Annotated in this window: 19 protein-coding genes and 1 tRNA gene; 5 read left to right on the forward strand and 15 right to left on the reverse strand. The window is 67.2% G+C overall.

The genetic code is table 11. The features are described from left to right. Window positions 1-11: 11 nt before the first annotated feature. The gene (locus HZR14_RS04290; protein ID WP_181691636.1) at window positions 12-440 is read left to right on the forward strand and encodes a DUF2267 domain-containing protein; all 429 of its coding nucleotides are present in this window, start codon (window positions 12-14) and stop codon (window positions 438-440) included. Between the two features lie 169 nt (window positions 441-609). Next, complete coding sequence (locus HZR14_RS04295) at window positions 610-816, forward strand: HVO_2922 family protein (RefSeq protein WP_181691637.1); 207 nt, start codon at window positions 610-612, stop codon at window positions 814-816. Between the two features lie 54 nt (window positions 817-870). Here HZR14_RS04295 and HZR14_RS04300 read toward each other — a convergent pair whose 3' ends face one another. The 5 genes from HZR14_RS04300 to HZR14_RS04320 all read right to left on the reverse strand — a co-directional run bounded on the left by HZR14_RS04300 (window position 871) and on the right by HZR14_RS04320 (window position 4,533). Further along, window positions 871-1,317, reverse strand: a complete 447-nt coding sequence (locus tag HZR14_RS04300) for an Hsp20/alpha crystallin family protein (RefSeq protein ID WP_181691638.1) — start codon at window positions 1,315-1,317, stop codon at window positions 871-873. A 185-nt stretch (window positions 1,318-1,502) separates the two neighbouring features. Beyond that, window positions 1,503-1,587, reverse strand: a tRNA-Leu gene (locus HZR14_RS04305). An 83-nt stretch (window positions 1,588-1,670) separates the two neighbouring features. Continuing rightward, entirely contained in the window at window positions 1,671-2,006 is a 336-nt protein-coding gene (locus HZR14_RS04310; RefSeq protein ID WP_181691639.1) for a ferredoxin, read from the reverse strand. A gap of 62 nt (window positions 2,007-2,068) precedes the next feature. Continuing rightward, window positions 2,069-3,325: a DUF8167 domain-containing protein gene (locus HZR14_RS04315; protein WP_181691640.1), complete on the reverse strand. Its 1,257-nt coding sequence runs from the start codon at window positions 3,323-3,325 to the stop codon at window positions 2,069-2,071. Further along, complete coding sequence (locus tag HZR14_RS04320; protein WP_181691641.1) at window positions 3,322-4,533, reverse strand: potassium channel family protein; 1,212 nt, start codon at window positions 4,531-4,533, stop codon at window positions 3,322-3,324. Before HZR14_RS04320 ends, HZR14_RS04315 begins: the two co-directional genes overlap by 4 nt. A gap of 91 nt (window positions 4,534-4,624) precedes the next feature. Between HZR14_RS04320 and HZR14_RS04325 the strand changes: the two genes are divergently transcribed. After that, window positions 4,625-5,821 carry an NAD-binding protein gene (locus HZR14_RS04325; RefSeq protein ID WP_181691642.1) on the forward strand — a complete coding sequence of 399 codons (1,197 nt, stop codon included), beginning with the start codon at window positions 4,625-4,627 and terminating at the stop codon, window positions 5,819-5,821. A gap of 9 nt (window positions 5,822-5,830) precedes the next feature. Here the strand turns inward: HZR14_RS04325 and HZR14_RS04330 are convergent, their stop codons facing one another. Continuing rightward, complete coding sequence (locus HZR14_RS04330) at window positions 5,831-6,556, reverse strand: nucleoside phosphorylase (RefSeq protein WP_181691643.1); 726 nt, start codon at window positions 6,554-6,556, stop codon at window positions 5,831-5,833. 60 nt (window positions 6,557-6,616) lie between these two features. After that, the gene (locus HZR14_RS04335; RefSeq protein WP_181691762.1) at window positions 6,617-7,441 is read right to left on the reverse strand and encodes a DUF63 family protein; all 825 of its coding nucleotides are present in this window, start codon (window positions 7,439-7,441) and stop codon (window positions 6,617-6,619) included. Window positions 7,442-7,573: 132 nt separating this feature from the next. Between HZR14_RS04335 and map the strand changes: the two genes are divergently transcribed. Continuing rightward, complete coding sequence (gene map, locus HZR14_RS04340; protein WP_181691644.1) at window positions 7,574-8,467, forward strand: type II methionyl aminopeptidase; 894 nt, start codon at window positions 7,574-7,576, stop codon at window positions 8,465-8,467. Between the two features lie 317 nt (window positions 8,468-8,784). Beyond that, a complete protein-coding gene (locus HZR14_RS04345; protein ID WP_181691645.1) occupies window positions 8,785-10,695 on the forward strand; it encodes a hybrid sensor histidine kinase/response regulator in 1,911 nt (636 codons plus the stop codon). A gap of 119 nt (window positions 10,696-10,814) precedes the next feature. Here HZR14_RS04345 and HZR14_RS04350 read toward each other — a convergent pair whose 3' ends face one another. From HZR14_RS04350 to HZR14_RS04385, 8 genes are all read right to left on the reverse strand, one after another. Continuing rightward, entirely contained in the window at window positions 10,815-11,009 is a 195-nt protein-coding gene (locus tag HZR14_RS04350; protein WP_181691646.1) for a cold-shock protein, read from the reverse strand. An 83-nt stretch (window positions 11,010-11,092) separates the two neighbouring features. Next, complete coding sequence (locus tag HZR14_RS04355) at window positions 11,093-11,827, reverse strand: universal stress protein (RefSeq protein WP_181691647.1); 735 nt, start codon at window positions 11,825-11,827, stop codon at window positions 11,093-11,095. Between the two features lie 2 nt (window positions 11,828-11,829). Continuing rightward, on the reverse strand, window positions 11,830-13,359 hold the full coding sequence (locus HZR14_RS04360) for an APC family permease (RefSeq protein ID WP_181691648.1): 1,530 nt from the start codon (window positions 13,357-13,359) through the stop codon (window positions 11,830-11,832). A gap of 49 nt (window positions 13,360-13,408) precedes the next feature. Beyond that, a complete protein-coding gene (locus HZR14_RS04365; protein WP_181691649.1) occupies window positions 13,409-14,074 on the reverse strand; it encodes a cytochrome c biogenesis CcdA family protein in 666 nt (221 codons plus the stop codon). Between the two features lies 1 nt (window position 14,075). Further along, the gene (locus HZR14_RS04370) at window positions 14,076-14,660 is read right to left on the reverse strand and encodes a TlpA family protein disulfide reductase (RefSeq protein ID WP_181691650.1); all 585 of its coding nucleotides are present in this window, start codon (window positions 14,658-14,660) and stop codon (window positions 14,076-14,078) included. A gap of 1 nt (window position 14,661) precedes the next feature. Further along, window positions 14,662-15,345, reverse strand: a complete 684-nt coding sequence (locus HZR14_RS04375; protein ID WP_181691651.1) for an SCO family protein — start codon at window positions 15,343-15,345, stop codon at window positions 14,662-14,664. Window positions 15,346-15,405: 60 nt separating this feature from the next. Next, window positions 15,406-16,995, reverse strand: a complete 1,590-nt coding sequence (locus HZR14_RS04380) for a hemolysin family protein (RefSeq protein ID WP_181691652.1) — start codon at window positions 16,993-16,995, stop codon at window positions 15,406-15,408. A gap of 97 nt (window positions 16,996-17,092) precedes the next feature. Further along, window positions 17,093-18,661 carry a spermidine synthase gene (locus tag HZR14_RS04385; RefSeq protein ID WP_181691653.1) on the reverse strand — a complete coding sequence of 523 codons (1,569 nt, stop codon included), beginning with the start codon at window positions 18,659-18,661 and terminating at the stop codon, window positions 17,093-17,095. Window positions 18,662-18,844: the final 183 nt, after the last annotated feature.

The following is an 18,844-nucleotide window of genomic DNA, read 5'->3' on the forward strand; positions in this document are numbered from 1 at the left end:
GTCGCTCCCGTATGAACTTCGACGAATGTACCGGCCAGGTACAACACCGACTCGAACTGCCCGGAACCGGCGAGGCGGTGCGGGCGATCCGTGCGACGCTACTGACGCTTGGCCAACGCATCCCGGAGGGGAACGCCGAGGATCTCGCCGCCTCGCTCCCGATGGAGATCAAGTGGTACCCGAGCGGAGCGGTCCACGAACACGGCCAGCGCTTCGGTTGGGCGGAGTTCGTCGACCGGGTCAGCGAGATCGAGAAGACCGACCCGGCGACGGCGGCCTACCACGCCCGCGTCATCGTCGACCTCGTATGCGAACTGGTCCCGGAGTCCGACTTCGAGCAACTGCGGGACCTGCTTCCCGAAAGCGAGGACGAGGAGGACTGGGGTCAGCTCTTCGAAGTCGTCGATGCCGGCGGCTGGGAGGAACGCGGAGCCGAATAGATCGGCGCGGGTCCCAACGTGGGGTCGGTGTCGCTCCGCTGTCAGCCGTCCCGACGCCACGGATGTACGTCCGGTGGGATGACAGAGCGGACGAACGGCAACGTGGAACGAACCACACTGGCCCGCCCCGCCGGTACATCAAAGTATCTGCCGGGTCAACCGTCGAGCTATGTCGAAAGCGACGTTCGAGGTCTACGAGGACCGGGCTGGACAATGGCGCTGGCGGCTCGTACACGACAACGGCAACATCATCGCCGACAGCGGGGAGGGGTACGCCAGCCGGCAAAAATGTGAACAGGGTCTCGAGAGCGTCCGACAGAACGCTCCGGACGCCGACGTGAGAACAGTCGAAGATCCGAACGACGGGTCGGATTGAGATCCACCTTCCGCCGTGGGGTCGGTCCCCGTTATTCCGGTCTAGCCGTTCGCATCAGTTGATCTCGATTTCGCTTCCCCGCTCGGTCGGTTCGCTTTTGGGCATCTCGACCGTCAGGATGCCGTTGTTGTACGTGGCCGAGATGTCGTCCGTCTCGACGGCCCCCGGGAGCCGGACCGAGCGGGCGACGGCCGCCCGACGGCGCTCGCGCCGGAGGTACTCCCCCTCGGACTCCGCTTCGGATTCATCCTCGTGTTCGGCCTCCAGCCGGAGCGTCCGATCGGCGACCCGAACGTCGATGTCGTCCGTTTCGAACCCCGGAAGCTCCGCGGTCAACACGAACGTCTCGTCTCTGTCCTCGAGATCGACGTTGATCGACGCCACCGACGGTTCCATCTCGAACGCTCCGCCCTGAACGTTCTCTGCCATCTCTTCGAACACGTTCTGCATCTGCTCGAACACCTGCGTCACGTCCTTGAACGGATTCGTCGGTTCTTTCATCTGTGATTCCCCCTACAGTGCGGTCCCCAAAGAAACGTTCTCTCGTTTTCACTGCGCTGGAAAACCCGTCACGGTGAATCGCTCGATCGGCCTACATGCGTGTTCGCCGCTCACGGATCGTGTTGCTCCCCGTTTGCGGTGTCGAAAGGAATTCGCTCGCGACGCGGTGAGCGGCGTTTCGCTCATGCGAGGGGAGGGATTCGAACCCACGGACCCCTACGGGAGCGGATCTTAAGTCCGCCGCCTTTGTCCAAGCTCGGCCACCCTCGCGCGGTCGGAACTGCGGCGTGGCGATGAATGTGTGTTTCGGTCGGTGGTCGGCACGTCCTCGGCCTCGAAGCGGGCTCGCTGGGTCACCAGTCGACCGAAAGGGTCCCGTCGCCGTTCGGATCCGGCGCGATCTCCTCGCTCGTCCGCCGGTCGACGACGTGGATCACGCCGCGATCCTTCTTCGCCGGACACGCGTCGGCGGCGGCGATGTTGTGTTCGAGATCCGGTTCGCCGAAGAAGTAGACGTCCGGCTTTGCGATCTCGGTCATGATGTCCATCTCCCAGTTGGTCGAGACCTCGGCACACTTGCCGGCCGCGATACACTTGTTCGCCTCGAAGATGATCTTGTAGGGTGCCTCCTCGACCGGCGGGGCGTCCCCCTCGCCGATCTCGCTCGGATCGATGGGTTCCTCGGCCATACCGGCTTTCGGGGGGCGTCGGATTTGGCTCTGACGGATGACCGAAACGGACCCCGCGGCGCTCAGCCCCTCGTGGCGTCCGCCGACTCGGACTCGGACTCGGGGTCGCCTCCAGTGCCGGCGTCGGTCCCGGATCCGGCCGGCGTCGCGACCGCCGCGGCCTCCAGTTTCCGCATTCGGTCCGGCCTGGCGATCACGTAGAGCGTCTCGCCGGCACCGATCTCTCGGTTCCGTGTCGGGATCGCCACGATGTCGCCGTCGACCGCCTCGATGGCGACGACCGCGACGTCGAGTGCCCCGACGGAATTCCCGACGAGGACGCTATCCTCGCCCACCGAAACGACCCCCATCGTCTCCGCGGCGGTCCGGAGTTGGGCGGCGAAGGCCCGGTCGGCCCGCGGTTCGACCGGCAGCGTCACGAGCCGGTATCGGCGATCCGCATCGAGGCGCTTCGCGTCGGACTCGTCCACCGCGAGCGTCACGATATCGTCCGCAGTCCCCCGGATCTCGGCGTTCGTCACGCGCTGGGGGGACGCCCCCGTCTCCGGGTCCGCGTCCGGTCCGGGGGGACCGGTCCACACCTGGACTGAGTCGCCGGGGCTGGCGTTGTTCGGCGGATCGGCCCTGACGGCTACCGCGGCGCTGCCCGGCGGGAGCGTCGGTCCGATACCGGACTCCCGGCCGCCCAAGGCCAGGTACTCGATCGTCCCGTCATCGGCGACATCGACGTCGACGTGGCCGACGCCGTAGTCGGTTTGGAGCCGCTCGACGAACCGCGTCCGGAGCTCGTCGACGGTCAGCCGACGGGGGAACACGAGCACGTGCCCGGAGAGCTTCCCCTTCGTCGCGGCACCGACGGCGTCGTAACCGTCGATATCGTCGATCTCGTCCGGGAGCTGGACCGTCGTTACCCGGCCGACGGTCCGAACGATCCGGTTGACGTCCCGATCGAGAGTCTCGTGTCCGGCGATGGCGAAGAGGCCGACGCCGATCCGGTCTCCGGTTCGCCCGCCGCCGACCGCCGCCAGGCCGGCGACGAGGAACGTGATCGTGTTGAACACGACCGCCTCGGGTGCCAGCAGTTCGAGTTCGCCGCCGATCACCTCCCCCAGCGCGCCGGCGGTATTGAGATAGATCGCGACGACGCTCAGCCCGACGAGGAGGGACAGCCCGTCGGAAACGCGCTCGCCGGCGTACCACCGGTAGACGAGACCGACGAGGACGCCGGTCATCACGGCCGTGGCCGTGAGGACGACCGTCCGGGCGATATCGACGACGAGGCCGCCGCCGATCGCGGCCCCCCAGGTGAGGAGGCTCACGCGAACGCCCCCTCGAAGGCGTCGAGCGCGGCACGCTCACCGGCGACGAACAGCTCGTCGCCGGCGCGCAACTCGGTCCCGCCGCGTGGGGCGACGAGCCATCCGTCGGGGCGTTTGATGGCCAATACCGCGACGCCGTAGGCCTCCCGGGCGTTCGATCCACCGATCGTTTCGCCGGCGAGTTCGCCCGACGGCTTCACCGTCATCGTCCGGAAGCGCTTGCCCGCGCGGTGGAGCATCGAGATCAACTCGAACTCCCGGCGCGTCCCGCGGGCCGTGACGACGACGTCCGCCCGCGTGACGCCCAACAGCGCGGTGGCGTTCGAGCGGTCGACGGCGACGGTGACCCGGCCGTCGCCGCCGGTCGCCGTCGGCGCGGCGGTCGACGACGGGGCCACGCTCTCCGCGGTCCCGCCGTCCGTTTCGATCGACCCCTCGCACGTTAGCGACGATGTCGCCGCGATGACCGTCCCCCGTACCTCCGTGTCGCCGGCGATCACCGCGACCTCGTCGCCGCGGGCAAGCCCGGTCGGGACGAGCGCCTCGACCGAGACGGCGCGTTTCCCGCCGGGGACGCGCTTCGAGATCCCCGACAGCGGCGGGGCCGCGATCACGGCCGCCCGTCCCCGCTCGTCGATCGTGACCGAGACGTCGGCGAGGTCGAGTTCGGTTCGGAGTCGGTCCGCAAACCGGGTTTCGAGCTCCGAGATCGGCAGGTCAGCCGGCAGCCGCCACTCGCCGGTCTTGATCTCCGTGCGCGTATCCGCCGATAGCGGCGGATACCCCTCCATGTCGACCACCTCGCCGACGACCTCGATTTTGACCTCGCCGCGGGAGCCGACGCGTTCGACGACGTCGCTCGAGAGGGTCCGATCGCGGAGTTCGTGCCACGAGAACCGCTTCGGCACCGACGCCCCCATGGCGTCGCCCTTGGCGTGGGCGTACAACGAGATCATCAACACGACGATCAACGCGACGATGATCCGGTATCCCGACCGGACGACGTCGGGGTCGTTCAGCGCGAGCAACCCACCGTTGACCCCGGCGAGCGCCAGCGCGAGGACGACGACACCGAAGGCGGGAATCGAAACGCCGGTGACGTATTTGAAGATGAACCCGAGCCCCCAGGAGACGAGCGCGGGAAACATCCCGGTCAGGACGCCGAGATAGATGCCGAACAGGATCTCGACGGGAAGCGCCTGCGTCATAGCTCCCCTCTCGGTGGCCGTTTATATACCAGTACCGGCGCTGCGGGCGAGCGATGGCTTATTATCGCTCGGTCGGGAACCGACGGCCGTGATGCTGTCGAGGACTGACTCGGACGGACCCACGCCACCCGATGGCGGTACTTCGGCTCTGCTCCGGGTCCGCGTCGCCGTCGTGTTGACCGGGATCGTCGCCGTACTCTCGGTCGTCACCGGCATCGTGAACATCGGCGCGACCGGGATGTCCGGGCCGCTGGCACCGTTCGTCCCCGAGGTCGTCGCCCGGACGGCCGGGTTCACCGGCGCAATGACGGGGTTTTTGATGCTTCTAAGCGTCTACGGCCTCCGTCGCGGATACCACGTTGCGTGGTACTCGGCGGCGCTTTTGCTCCCGCTTACCGGCCTACAGGGACTCGCCCAGTCGAGTCTGCTTTCGTTCCCGCTCGTCGTCCTTTCGGCGCTCGCGATGCCGGTCGTCGTCTTGAACCGACAGTATTTCGACCGGGCCGTCGAGCTGTCGTTGGCCCAACTCGCCTCCCTCGCGGCGGTCCTCGGCGTCCACCTCTATGGAACCGTCGGGACGTACGCGCTCCGCGAGGAGTTCGATCGGGTCGATACCGTCCTCGACGCGTTCTATTTCACGCTCGTCACCGCCTCGACGGTCGGCTACGGCGACATCACCGCGAGCTCACAGATCGGCCGCCTCTTTTCTATGTCCGTCCTCCTGACCGGCGTCGCCAGCTTCGGCGTCGCCCTCGGGACCCTGCTCGGCCCGCTGATCGAAGCCCGTCTCGCGACCGCACTCGGAAACATGACCGACAAACAACTCGACCTGTTGGAGAATCACTACATCGTCACCGGGTATGGCGACCTGACCGAACCGATCCTCGAGAGCCTGGGCGGCAACGACGCCGTCGTCGTCGTCGACGACCCCGAGGACGCAAAGCGGCTCCGCGATCACGGCCACGAAGTCGTCACCGCCGACCCGAGCGACGAGGAGCCACTACAGCGGCTTCACATCGAACGCGCCCGCGGGCTCATCGTCGCAACGAACAACGACGCCGAGGACGCGATGGTGACCCTGACGGCCCGAGAGCTGAACCCCGGCCTTCGGATCGTTGCGGCCGCGACCGACCGCGAAAACGTCCGAAAGCTCAAGCGGGCCGGCGCGGACGCCGTGTTGAGCCCGGCCGTCCTGGGCGGGCACCTCCTCGTCGAGTCCGTCTTCGGCGACGACGACCCCGAACGCGTTCTCAACGAGTTGCTCGGGGAGGGTGACGCCGGGGGCTGACGCGGCCGGTCACAGCTTCGTCGTGGCGTCGAGCGCGATGTCGATCGCCCGTTCGACGTTGTTTTTCGCCTTCCCGGGGAGCTCCTCGCCGTCGGTTTCGCCTTTCTGTGTCCCCTCGACGAGGTTCCCGTCGACGGTGCAGATCGCGCCCGCGGCGAGGCCCTTCCGGCGGGCCAGCGTGAACAGCGCGGCGGCCTCCATCTCCACGCAGAGCAATCCGGCCTCGGACCACGCCTCGACGTAGTCGGGACTCTCGGCGTAAAAGGCATCGTCGGTAGCGATCGGGCCGACGTGGACCGGCGCGTCACGCGTTTGTGCCGATTCGACGAGCGCCGAGAGGGTCCCGTAGTCGGGGACGGCCGGAACGGCCGTCGACTCGTAGCGCTTCGTCGTTCCCTCGTCTTTCGCCGCGCCCGTCGCGACGACGGTGTCGCCGATCTCGATGTCGGGCTGGAGCGCCCCGGTCGTCCCGACTCGAACGAACGTCTCCACGCCGACGGCGGCCAGTTCCTCGGCGGCGATGGCGGCCGACGGCGAGCCGATCCCCGTCGAACAGATCGTCAACTCGCGGCCCCCGTAGGTCGCGGCGACCACCTTGTACTCGCGGTTCTGGGCGACGGTCGTGGCGTCCTCACAGCGGTCTGCGATCCGATCGACGCGCCCCGGATCACCGGGCACGAGCGCAACGTCCGCCAGATCGCCCGGTTCGACCAGCAGGTGCGGCTGTTTTACCATGCTGGACGCTCGTCCGGGGACACAAAAAGTCGGTCGGGTCGGTGCTCGGAACCCCCGGCCCTAGACGATCGCAAAGAGCACGAGGTTGTGAAAGCCGGGGCCGAGTCCGACGGCGACGATCAGGCCGAGCAGCGCGTATCCCTCCGTCGGATCGGCGCGGACGTACTCCTCGAAGAGGGCGACGACCGCGACGCCGAGGGCGACTTTCACCGCGGCGAAGAGCCACGCGGCACCGATCAGGTCGGCCGTCGGCAACGCCGCGCCGGCATCGATGATGAGCCGAGAGAGCGGGGTCTGTTCGCCGAACCCGAGCAGGTCGTAGCCGACCGCGGTCGAGACGCCGTCGAGGGTGTGTCCGAAGACGGCGAGGAGTCCCACGGTACCGGTCGCGTGGACGTCCCGGACCGATCGTAACGCGCCCCACGCCCCCGCCGTGACGACGACGGAGACGACGGCGATAGCGGCCGAAACGGACGGCGATCCCCCGCCCGCCGTGGAGGCTTCCCCGAGCGCCGCGGCCGAGACGGCGGCGAGCAAGAGCGCGCTCCCACATCCCGCGAGGATCGCCGGGGCTCCCGACGGCTCCCAGGAGTCGCCCGGACGGCCGCTGACGGCGGCCCAGACCCCGCCGGCGAGGATCCCGACGGTGACGTACACCGCGGGCGAACCGAACAGAGGGGCGAACCGAACGGGGGTGATCCGCGCCTGATAGAGGGCGTACAGCGCCCCGCCGCCGGCGATCCACGGGGCGAGCGCGGTCACCGTCGCCGCGGTCACCGGCGGTCGGCGGCGATACAGCGCCGCGAGAACGGTGGCCATCCCGACCACCAGCGCCACGAGGTAGGGGGCGGGGGGCAACGCGAAGTCGGCGGGGAGTATCACTATATCGACCCGGTAGCCGCGCGGTCGAAAGCGTTGCGGTCCGCCCGAGGTCGGGTGGCCGTCTCGCCCACGAGGGGGCTCCAACGGACGCCGCCGAACACAACTCCTTTTGTTCGACCCCCCGAACGTCGGCCCATGAGCGTCGATCTCACCGACGAGGCGTTCGAGAAACACCGCGAGGCCGGCGACATCCTGGCGCAGGTCCGCGAGGAGACGGCCGACCGCGTCGACGTCGGCGTAAGCCACCTCGAAATCGCCGAGTACGCCGAAGACCGGATCCGCGAACTCGGCGGCGAACCCGCCTTTCCCGTCAACATCAGCATCGACGAGGAGGCCGCCCACGCGACCCCCGCCCCCGACGACGACTCGACGTTCGGCGAGGAGATGATCAACCTCGATATCGGCGTCCACGTCGACGGCTGGCTCGCCGACACGGCCGTGACCGTCGATCTCTCCGGACACACCGAACTGGCCGAAGCGCCCGCCGAGGCGCTGGATGCCGCCCTCGACGTGGTCGAACCCGGCGTTCACACCGGCGAGATCGGTGCGGAGATCGAGGCCGTCATCGACGGGTACGGCTACAACCCCGTCGTCAATCTCTCGGGACACGGTCTGGGCCACTGGAAACAACACACCGACCCGAACATCCCGAACCGGGCCGTCGAGACCGGCGTCGAACTCGAAGCCGGCGACGTGGTCGCTATCGAACCCTTCGCCACCGACGGCGGCGGCAAGGTGACCGAGGGGGCCGACGAGGAGATCTTCGCGCTCGAACAGGAGGCGAGCGTCCGAAACCGTGATGCGAGACAGGCACTCGAGCAGATCGTCGAGGAGTTCAAGACGCTGCCCTTCGCACGGCGGTGGATCGACACCCGCAGAGCGGAGATGGCGCTTCGTCGGCTCACCAGACAGAACGTCGTTCACGGCTACCCCGTCCTAAAGGAGGACGACGGGTGTCTCGTCAGCCAAAAAGAACACACGATCATCGTCACCGAGGACGGCTGTGAAGTGACGACACGATCGCCGTGAATCCGTCCTCGCGTTGATCACCCGGTCTCGCGACAGGTCTCCACGTCCGGCACGTCTCCCCGTTCGACACGTCTCCACGTCCGGCACGTCTCCCCGCGGGCGTCCCCGTCCGATCGGACAGCACGTCCGGTATCGGCGTGACCCCGATCGGACAGCACGTCCGGTATCGGCGTGAACCGACAGAATCAACTGGATCCAGCGATAGGACGACGTATATGGCCGTACGTTCATCACCGATCGTGACGGGGGCCTATCCGGACTGTGACCGACATGGACTGTAACCGGCGTCGTAGACGCCACACCCGCACTGGCGGATCATGAGCGACTCCATCAGCGTTCTCTGCGTCGACAACGATCCGTCGTTTTTGCAAACGACGGCGGCGTCCCTCGAACGGGAGAACCCCCGATTTCGGGTCCTGACCGAACGGAACGCCCACGACGCGCTCGAGCGCCTCCAGGGCGATCCCGGCGCCATCGACTGCGTCGTGAGCGACTACGAACTGCCCGGACTGAACGGGATCGAACTCCTCCGGACGATACAGGATCGGTTCCCCGATTCCCCGACGCCGTTCGTCCTGCTGACCGGGACGGGCAGCGAGGAGATCGCGGCGGACGCGCTCAACGCCGGGGCGTCGAGTTACGTCCGAAAGGGCAACTCGGAGGTATACGAGTACGTCGCAAAGCGCATCGATCACGACCTGCGGGCGGCCCGGAACCGACGGGACAGAAAGCGGTTCGACGCCTTCGTCGGCGCGATCAACGACCCCGTCTACGTCCTCGACGAGGAGGGCCAGTTTACGTACGTCAACGACGCGTTGGTCGATCTCGTCGGCTACGAACGCGAGGAGATCCTCGGCGAACGGCCCCAGATCATAAAGGACGGGACCGGCGTCGAGACCGGCGAGGAGCAACTCCGCCGGCTGCTCTCCGCGGACGGTCCCGACAGCGTCACGTTCGAAATCCAGATCCGACGGAAGGACGGGGAGACGATCGTCTGTGAGGACCACATGGGCCTGCTTCCCTACGACGGGGACGAGTTCCGAGGGTCCCTCGGCGTCCTTCGCGACGTCTCGGAGCGAAAACGACGCAAACGCGCCATCAACGCACTCCACCGTACGACCCGGGAACTGATCGCGGCCGATTCGGCCGAGGACATCGCCGACATCATCGCCGACGCGGCGACCGACCTCCTCGGGCTTTCGAACACGACCGTTCATTTTTACGACGACGACCAGGACGCGTTGGTGCCCGTGGCTTGGACCGACACGATCGACGAGGCGATCGGCGAGCCACCGGTATTAGACAGAGACAGCCTCGCCTGGAAGTGCTTCGAGGACGGTACACAGAGGGCCTACAGCGATCTCGATGAACAGCCCGACGTCCGAAACGAGCCGACGCCGGCCGGGAGCGAACTCATCGCACCGCTCGATACCTACGGCGTCGTGATCGCCGACTCGACGGAACGTGACGCCTTCGAGGAGTACGACCGCCGGCTGTTGACCGTGCTGTGTGAGAACGCCGCCGTCGCGCTCGATCGCGTAACGCGCGAGGGGCTGCTCCGCGACCGTGAACGAGAGCTCGAACGGCAAAACGAGCGCCTCGAGGAGTTCGCGGGTGTCGTCAGCCACGACCTCAGAAACCCCCTCAACGTGGCTAGCGGACGGCTGACGCTTCTCCGTGAGGAGTGCAACAGCGAGGAGATAGAGCCGATCGAGAACGCGCTCGACCGGATGAAACGGATCATCCAGGACGTCCTCTGGCTCGCCCGCGAGGGCCGAAACATCGGCGAGACCGGCCCCGTCGACCTCGAGGAGGCGATCGAGTCGGCCTGGACGATCGCCGCCGACGGCCGCGACGATGCCGAACTGCGTCTCTCACCGTCGAGGTCGGAGGGCCTCCCGACGGTCGAGGCCGACGTCGACCGGCTGCGCCAGCTCCTCGAGAACCTGTTCCGCAACGCGCTCGAACACGCCGGAAAGGACGTGACCGTTACCGCCGGCGTCCTGGACGACGGTTTTTACATCGAGGACGACGGGCCGGGAATCGTGGCTACCGAGCGCGACAGCGTCTTCGAGGCCGGCTACTCCACCGACGAGGACGGGACGGGATTCGGATTACGTATCGTCGAGCAGGTGGCCGACGCCCACGGGTGGGACGTCCGCCTGGGGGAGAGCAACGACGGCGGCGCGCGGTTCGAGATCGTCGGCGTCGAGCGTATCGCCGACTGACCGGAGCCGTTCACTCGCGTGATCGGTCCGTACGGACCGTGGACTGCGGGTCGCTTCGCTCGCCGGTATATAAAATAACGATGTTCAGCTGTGCCGCCGAAGGCGGTGTTGCGGATCGATTACGTGCGGACGACGTTCGTCGCGCGCGGGCCCTTGGGGGCGTCCTCGATCTCGAATTCGATCTCCGTTCCTTCCGTAAGGTCCTCACCGCCAACGTCCTCCATGTGGAAGAACACGTCCTCGTCGGAATCCTCGGTCTCGATAAAGCCGTAGCCGCCAGTGTCGTTGAAGAAATCAACCTTTCCGTCTGCCATTTCACGTAGACGGACGTCGGAGACGCGTATAAGACCTTCGAATGTCCGGGCTCGACCCCTCGGAGCGATCCCATCGCTCCCTCTCACCCGGACGCGTCGTCATCGGGGCGCTCGCGCTGAACGACGAAGACCGGACCGAGGAACTGATCCGCGACCGTCTCCGCCGGCATTCCGAAGACGAACGTTGCGATCGAGGGATCGGATTCGCCTATCACGACGACGTCGAACGAGCCGGCCTCGTCGGTGATCGCGTCGACAGCCTCGTCGCCGTGTCGGATCATGAGGGTTATCCGCGTTCGATCGATCCCCCCCTCGGTGAGCCGGGTAACGAGGCCGTCGAGCAACGTCCGCGCGTCCTCGTTCGTTTCGCCGGACTCGGCGACGTGATACAGCGTCACGTCGGCGTCGGTGTCGGCGAACAGCCCGGCCACGACGCGGGCGATACGGTCGAGACCGACGGTGCCGCGGATCGGGACCAGCACGCTCTCGACCGTTCCGACGGCGTCCGGATCCAACACCGCCAGACAGTCGTGTTCGTAGATCATCCGATCGATGGTCTTCTGGCCGTCGCGGGTGAACACGAGCCGCGTCTCGACGGTCGCTCCCTCCGATTCGAGCAGGTCTTCGAGTTCGTCGAGGCGGTTGTTCGCTTCCGTCTCGAACTGCATGCGCATCTGTCCCGTTGCGGTCTGTTCGGGGACTATGTGGTACCCGAGCAGGACGACGTGTGCGTTTTTTACCAGTCCGGCGATCCCCTCCGGGATCGACTCGCCATCGAGGACTCGGATCGGTACGAGCACGTTGGGTTTCGTGTACATACTTAGAACACTCCTTTGAGTTCGACCGTTCCCGCGTAGTAGCGATACCACAGATACGAGACCGACATGACTCCGATCCCGATGACGATCGAGGCGGGCCGCATGAACGCGACCAACCCGAAGCTCGCGGCCGCGCCGAGCGCCGGCAGGGCCGGCATGCCGGGCATCCGGTAACTCGGGCTGTACCACGGTGGATCGCGCCGTCGAAGTACGATCACGGCGACGCAGATCAGCCCGTACATGATCAGGTGCAGAAAGGAGGCGACCTCGGCGAGAACCTCGACGTCCCCCGTGGCGACGAGGACCAGTATCGGGCCACCCGCGGCGAGCAACGCGACGTGTGGCGTCCCGTATCTGCGGTTGATCTCGCTGGCCCGCCTCGGCAAGAGCGCGTCGCGGCTCAACGCGTAGACGGTCCGGGAGGCGCTGAGTATCGATGCGTTCGCGCTCGAGAACGTCGCCAGGAGGCCGGCGAGGAGGATCGCCACCGCACCGGGACGGCCGAGGAACGCCCGGGCGACCTCGACCATCGCCGTCTCTCCGAGCGTCGAGAGCCGGGCAGCGCCGAACGCGCTCGTGGCGACGAAGACGGTCACGATATAAAAGACGGTGACGACGAGGACGGAGCCGACCATCGCGAGCGGGAGGTTTCGGCTCGGGCGCTCGATGTCGCCGGCGACCGTCGCGACCTGTGCGAAGCCGAGATACGAGGTAAAGACGAGCGCGGCGGTGCTAAACACGGGAAAGACGCCCTGCGAAAAGAACGCCTCGGGGACCGCCTCGCGGCCGAAGACGCCGAGGGCATCCAGCGAGCCGTAGGACAAAAACAGCGTCAGAATGACGAGCAAGACCCCGACGACCGCGTTTTGAATCCTCGCGGTGTTTTCCGTACCGCCGATACTCGAGGCGGTCAACACGACGCCGAAGAACAGACCGAGCGGGATCACCGGGCTGATCGAAACCACGAGCCCGATCTCGGCGAGGACGGCCGCCGCGTAGTGGCCCAGCCCGACGAGGTAGAACGCCGAGGCGAAGACGAGTCCGAGCCACAGCCCGAGGCCGACGACCGCACCGGGGGCGGTTCCCATGCTCCGGGAGACGAAAAAGTAGCCGCCGCCGCTCCGCGGCATGGCCGTTGCGAGTTCCGAGGCCGGCAGCGCGACGAGGAGGGCGATCACGCCGCCGATGGCAAACGAGAGGGCGGCCGCGGGCCCGGCGTTGCCGGCCGCGAGCCCCGGGAAGACGAAGATTCCCGCGCCGATCATCGTCCCGATACCGATGGCCAACCCACCGGTGAGGCCGATCGTCCGCTCGAGTTCGGTGTCGTCGTCGTGGACCGTCGCCCCCTCACTGATCGATTTGGGAGCGTCCTCGGGGGACTCCCCACCGACGTTCTCCCCCACATCCACGGCGGGTGGGGACTCCCCGCCGACGTTCTCTCCCGCATCCACGGCGGGTGGGGACTCGCTCCCCGGAGGGGCTTTCCCGTCGCTTGCCCCCTCGTCGTTTCCCCCGACCGTCTCGTCGGCCATACCGGAACCTGCGAGAACGGCTATATAAAGCTGCCGGCGGTCCGGGCCATCAGTAGACGACGAGCGCGAGATACAGCTGTCCGAGACCGGCCAGGATCATCACGACGCCCGCGATCCGTTCGATCAGCCCGGCGTACGCCGTGAGACGGCTCGCGTTCGACACCAGCCCCATGCCGGTCGCGACGGTCACCGAGACCATCAACACGGCGACGGTCCCCGCGTACGCCGCGAGTACGACCGTCGCCATCTCGGTCGGCAGCGAGGCCGAGCGAGCGACGACCGCGAGGAAGATCGGCGCGACACAGCCGGCACCCGCCAGCGCGTATCCCGCCCCGAAGACCCCGAATCCGAGCACGCTCGCCCGCCGTTTCGGCAACGGTACCGAAATCGACGGTGCACGCCCCGTGACGACGAGCGCCCCGAAGAGCACCAACAGCGCACCGACGAGCGACTCGAAGAGCGTGATATCCGAGAGCGTCGACTGCCCGACCAGAAGCGTCGCCCACGTGAGCGCGCCGAAGGTGGCGAGCACGCCGATCCCCGCGACGATCCCTCTCGCGCCCGCCCCGCCGAGGGAGGCTTCGTTCGCGTTCGTCTGGTTCAGATAGAAGCCGACGTATCCCGGCAACAGCGGGTACGCACACGGCGAAAAGAACGTCGCGACGCCGGCGGTGATCGCGAACGGCAGGTTCGTCGCGAGCGTGACGTCGGTCATCTCACTCGATCGCCTGCTCGATCCCGGCGACGAGCTCGTCGGCGGTCTTGACGCCCGAGTCGGACCACTGTACCGCCCCGGAGGTACCGATCGCGAAGGCGGAAGGGTAGCCGGGCGGGTTGTACCTGGCCGCCAACTCCGCGGTCGGGTCGATCCCGAGCGTCCACTCGCCGCCGTGGGTTTCCCACCACTCGGCGACCTCCGCTTCGGTGACCGACCCCCCGACGTTCTCCGTCGTCACGGAGACGAACAGGACCTCCTCACCGATCCGTTCGTTCGCCTCCGCGAGCGCGGGCATCTGCTCGATGCAGGGTGGACACCACGTCCCGAAGAAGTCGACGAACGCCGGTTGTTCCGCGGCGGGAATCGAGACCTCGCCGGCCTCGCTTCCGGGAGCGTCGATCGTCTCGACCGGTATCGGCTCTTTCCCTCCGGGGTCGTCCCCCCCGCTTTCGGTTCCGACCGGGGCGTCTCCCACCGCCGTCGGGTCGTCGCCGACGGACGGGAATCCACCGACCGCGATCGCGCCCGCGGCACCGAGCGCCACCACGCTCCCGACCCCGGCGAGTGCCTCTCGTCTGCGCATCTCAGGCGGTCACCACGGTTTCGAAGTCCTCGACGACGCGATCGACGTCGACGGTCGCCCCGTTGGGATACGCGCGCTCGACGACGCCGTCCCTGTTGGCGAGGAGGATGAGATTGTAGTGCGGGAAGGCGTACTCGAGGGTTTCGTAGTCGTCGCTGTCGACCTTCTCGATCACCAGCCCGAAGTTCTCTTCGATGAGTTCCGTGCCGGCCTCGTAGCTCTCCGGCCGCAGGAAGTGCCAGTTGCCGGCGTCGACGTCCACGCCCTGTCGGTCCGCGTAGTCCTCCAGGACGTCCGCCGTGTCACGTTCGGGGTCGAACGTCGTCGCCAAAAACGCCGACTCGTCGCCGTAGCCCTTCTCGGCCGCGACCGCCTGCGCCCGCCGCAATCGGAGCGTGAGCGCCGGGCACATCCCGTTCGGGCAGTTCGTGTATATGAACGTCATGAGGATGGCGCGCTCGCCCTCGAACTGTTCGGTCGATATCTCCTCGCCGAGCAGCGGGTCCGGGAGGCTAACGGATGGGAGGTCGTCGCCGTAGCTTGGGTGGTCCGCGGCGCTCAAATCTATCTCGGGTGGATCGAGCACCGTCCGGCTGTCGCCCACTCCGGGAATCGCACCCAGACATCCGGCCGTGGCGGCCACCCCTACCGTCCCGATCGATTGTACGTACCGACGGCGGTCCATGTCGTAGATTACGCGTCCTCGTATAAATGAAGCCTGGTGATCAGGCAGGCGGGTATCAGGTCAGCACTTCGCCGGGTCCTCGTCGCCCCCGTCGTCGCTCTCGTCGCCGTGGGTGTCGGCTTCGTCGCCGTGGGTGTCGGCTTCGTCGCCGTGGGTGTCGGCTTCGTCGCCGTGGGTGTCGGCTTCGTCGCCGTGGGTGTCGGCTTCGTCGCCTCCGTCACCGCCACCGCCTCCGTCCCCGTCACCGCCACCGCCTCCGTCCCCGTCACCGCCACCGCCTCCGCCCTCGTCTCTGTCCCCGCCACCGCCTCCGGCGTCGGAGATCTCGAGCGTTTCAATGCGCGTGCCCTCCACGCCCGTCACGTCGATGACGTAGCCGTCGACCCCGATCCGATCGTCCGTCTCGGGTGCCCGGCCGAGGCGATCCAACACCAGCCCGCCGATCGTCTCGAAGCCCGGGCTCTCGAAGGTCGCCTCGAGCGTCTCGTTGACGACCGACAGCGGGACCCCCCCATCGATCTCGTAGGAGCCGTCGGGGCGTCTGTGAATCGAGGGCTCCCGGGCGTCGGCGTCGAACTCGTCTCGGAGGTCGCCAACGACCGCCTCGACGACGTCCTCGACGGTCGCGATCCCCTCCAGCGTTCCCCACTCGTCGATCACGGCAGCCATCTGGCTTCGCTCGTCGCGGAACTGCAACAGGAGGTCGCTGATGGCGGTCGTCTCCGGGACGATTGCGATCTCGCGTGCGAGGTCCCCGGCCGTCGTATCGCCTCCGTTCCGCCCCTCGGCCGTCGTGTCGCTCCCCGCTCCGGTCTCGATCGCTCTGAGGACGTCCTTGACGTCGACGAAGCCGACGACCTGGTCCGCGTCGTCGGCCGCGACGACGGGGTAGCGCGTGTGCCCGGCCTCGAGGACGGTGTGCCGGAGTTCCGACAGCGACGCGTCCGCCGGGACGCTCACCACGTCGGGCCGTGGCACCATGACCGCCCTGACGTCGGTGTCGTCGAGCTCGAAGATCCCCTCGATCATGTCGATCTCCGCCGGGTCGACGTGGCCCGCCTCGCCGGAGCGTACGAGCACCCGTCGGATCTCCCGTTCGCCGAGCGTCTCGTCGGTCTCGGAGGCCGGCGGGACGCCGAGCAGCCTGGTGAAGGCGTTCGCCGTCCCGTTGAAGACGACGAGTCCGGGATAGAAGACGTAATAAAACAGCTTCATCGGCGGGGCGACGAGCAGCGAGATCCGCTCGGCCTCCGCGATGGCGAGCGTCTTCGGTGCGAGTTCGCCGAAGACGACGTGGAGGAACGTGATGAAGCCGAACCCGACCGCGAAGGCGACGAGGTGGACGAGACTCCCCGGGAGGATCGGCGAGAGCACCGGCTCGATGAGCGCCGCCACCGCCGGCTCGCCGACCCATCCCAGTCCGAGCGAGGCGATGGTGATGCCGAGTTGGGTGACCGCGAGGTAGTCGTCGAGGCTCGTCATCACACCCTCCAGGACGTCTGCGCCGGCGCGGCCCTCCGCGACAAGCTGTTCGACCGACGTCGATCGGATCCGGACGAAGGCGAACTCCGAGGCGACGAAGAAGCCGTTCAACACGACGAGGACCAACGCTCCGACCAGCCGCGTCGCCGAGAGCGCGACGTCTACCATCGGTATGCCTCCGCCGGGGCGGTCAGCGTTCGAACCCTGTCCATGCGGACCGTTTCCGCCGCCCGTTATAAAACGTTGGCCGAAGCCGACCGACCTGCTATCCGGACGTCCCGTTTTCGGGCGGGGCCTGCTCGATGACGTACCGCTGGCCGACCATCGGATCAAGCAGGCTGTCGACCGGCGCGTAGTCGTCCCGAAGGATCGGCACGTCGTCGGTCGGCTCCTCGTGTCGGTAGTTCTCGATCTCGGCTTCGAGGTCGATACCGATGTCGCGCTCGCGGTTTCTGGTTTCGAGTTGTGACTGCGTCACCTGGTCGGGGTTCTTCGTCGCGACGATCTCGATGTTCTGGACGACGCCCGGCCCGGCGGTCGAGAAGCCATACACCTGGGGATAGACCTGCTCCATCGTCCGGTATTCGGCGCGGTAGAACTCCGAAGCCGGGCCGGTCGGCGCGGAGATGACGTTCGCGAACAGCATGCCGTCCTCCGAGAGCCGATCGTTCGTCAGCCGCATGAAATCGAGCGTCGTCAACTGGAACGGTACCTTGTCCTTTTTATACGCATCGAGTACGATGAGGTCGTACGTCTCGTCGGTCTCCCGGAGGAACCGTCGGCCATCGGCGTTGTAGACGTTGAGCCGATCGGACGCCTCGACACCGAAGTACTCCTTTGCGGTCCGTATCACTTCGGGATCGATCTCCACAACGTCGACGGTGGCGTCGTACTCCGAGACGAACCGCTTCGGGCCGGTGAACCCCCCGCCGCCGACGAACAGCACCCGGTCGATCTCCGCCGGGTCCTCGGCGAACAGATAGGGCATGTGGAAATATCGGGTATAGCCGAAGACGTGGCGGTCGGGATCGCGTAGATCCATCGCGCTGTGTCGTTGGCCGTCGAGATACAGCGTCCGCGTATCGCCGAGGTCGGCCACCTCGAGTTCTTGATACGGCGTCTGGGTCTGGTGGACGATCTGCCCGCCGGTCGAGACGCCGATGGCCCCGCTGGTGACGGCCGCGACGAGCAACACCGTGACGCCGGCCGTCGCGAGGAGCGACTGGCGGTCCATCGACGGCAGCGTGATCGAGACCGCCGTCACGACGAGCAACACGCCGAACACGAAACCGATCGTCTCGATTTCGAAGACCGGAATGAGCCCGAACGTGGTGCCGAAGACACCGACGATGCTGCCGATCGTACCGAGAGCGTAGACCCGACCGGAGGCCTCCCCGATACCCTCCGTGGCGGAGAGTTCGGCCGCGTACGGGCTGATAAACCCGAGCAGGTAGGTCGGCGGGCCGAAAAGCAGCGTGACCGCGGGCAACGACGCGAACCGACTCGGCAGCGCGAACCCCGATCCCGCGGCCAACAGCAGGTCGTTCGCGAAGACCACCAACGCAACGTAGGCGGCCGTCCCGAGGAGGATCCACGACAGGCGGCTGACGCTCGCTCGCCGAGCTGCCCGCTTGCCGCCGTAGTGGTACCCGAGGCTCAACGCCGCGAGAAAGACGCCGATGATGCTCCCCCAGGTGTAGATGCTGCTGCCGAACTCGGGGGCGACGATCCGGCCGGCGAGGATCTCGAGGCCCATGCTCGCGACCCCGGAGACGAACACCGCGAGTTCGGGGGCGCTCACCCTGTCGTAGGACCACTCCGAGACGGGGGACATATCCGACAGTACGTCGGTCCGAAGATAAGCCCCACGGACGTACGGTCGGGGAGCGCGCGGAGCGATCGGCCACGTCCCCGCTCGCTCCCGTCCGGTGTCGGGAGGGTCCCGTACATCCGACACGGTACCACCCGACACAGCATCCCCCGACCGAACACCGCCGGCGGCCGAGTCCAAGGGACT

The sequence above is a fragment of the Natronomonas salinimetallica genome (genome assembly GCF_013839515.1).
Lineage (GTDB): Archaea > Halobacteriota > Halobacteria > Halobacteriales > Haloarculaceae > Natronomonas.

What these genes read in the sequence shown, in the direction of transcription:
- HZR14_RS04360 (WP_181691648.1), bottom strand. Translation starts at nt 13,359, where the DNA reads ATGGCCGACGAGACGGTCGGGGGAAACGACGAGGGGGCAAGCGACGGG.
- HZR14_RS04355 (WP_181691647.1), bottom strand. Translation starts at nt 11,827, where the DNA reads ATGTACACGAAACCCAACGTGCTCGTACCGATCCGAGTCCTCGATGGC.
- HZR14_RS04345 (WP_181691645.1), top strand. Translation starts at nt 8,785, where the DNA reads ATGAGCGACTCCATCAGCGTTCTCTGCGTCGACAACGATCCGTCGTTT.
- HZR14_RS04330 (WP_181691643.1), bottom strand. Translation starts at nt 6,556, where the DNA reads ATGGTAAAACAGCCGCACCTGCTGGTCGAACCGGGCGATCTGGCGGAC.
- HZR14_RS04385 (WP_181691653.1), bottom strand. Translation starts at nt 18,661, where the DNA reads ATGTCCCCCGTCTCGGAGTGGTCCTACGACAGGGTGAGCGCCCCCGAA.
- HZR14_RS04320 (WP_181691641.1), bottom strand. Translation starts at nt 4,533, where the DNA reads ATGACGCAGGCGCTTCCCGTCGAGATCCTGTTCGGCATCTATCTCGGC.
- HZR14_RS04350 (WP_181691646.1), bottom strand. Translation starts at nt 11,009, where the DNA reads ATGGCAGACGGAAAGGTTGATTTCTTCAACGACACTGGCGGCTACGGC.
- HZR14_RS04295 (WP_181691637.1), top strand. Translation starts at nt 610, where the DNA reads ATGTCGAAAGCGACGTTCGAGGTCTACGAGGACCGGGCTGGACAATGG.
- HZR14_RS04365 (WP_181691649.1), bottom strand. Translation starts at nt 14,074, where the DNA reads ATGACCGACGTCACGCTCGCGACGAACCTGCCGTTCGCGATCACCGCC.
- HZR14_RS04375 (WP_181691651.1), bottom strand. Translation starts at nt 15,345, where the DNA reads ATGGACCGCCGTCGGTACGTACAATCGATCGGGACGGTAGGGGTGGCC.
- HZR14_RS04300 (WP_181691638.1), bottom strand. Translation starts at nt 1,317, where the DNA reads ATGAAAGAACCGACGAATCCGTTCAAGGACGTGACGCAGGTGTTCGAG.
- map (WP_181691644.1), top strand. Translation starts at nt 7,574, where the DNA reads ATGAGCGTCGATCTCACCGACGAGGCGTTCGAGAAACACCGCGAGGCC.
- HZR14_RS04310 (WP_181691639.1), bottom strand. Translation starts at nt 2,006, where the DNA reads ATGGCCGAGGAACCCATCGATCCGAGCGAGATCGGCGAGGGGGACGCC.
- HZR14_RS04325 (WP_181691642.1), top strand. Translation starts at nt 4,625, where the DNA reads ATGCTGTCGAGGACTGACTCGGACGGACCCACGCCACCCGATGGCGGT.
- HZR14_RS04370 (WP_181691650.1), bottom strand. Translation starts at nt 14,660, where the DNA reads ATGCGCAGACGAGAGGCACTCGCCGGGGTCGGGAGCGTGGTGGCGCTC.
- HZR14_RS04290 (WP_181691636.1), top strand. Translation starts at nt 12, where the DNA reads ATGAACTTCGACGAATGTACCGGCCAGGTACAACACCGACTCGAACTG.
- HZR14_RS04380 (WP_181691652.1), bottom strand. Translation starts at nt 16,995, where the DNA reads ATGGTAGACGTCGCGCTCTCGGCGACGCGGCTGGTCGGAGCGTTGGTC.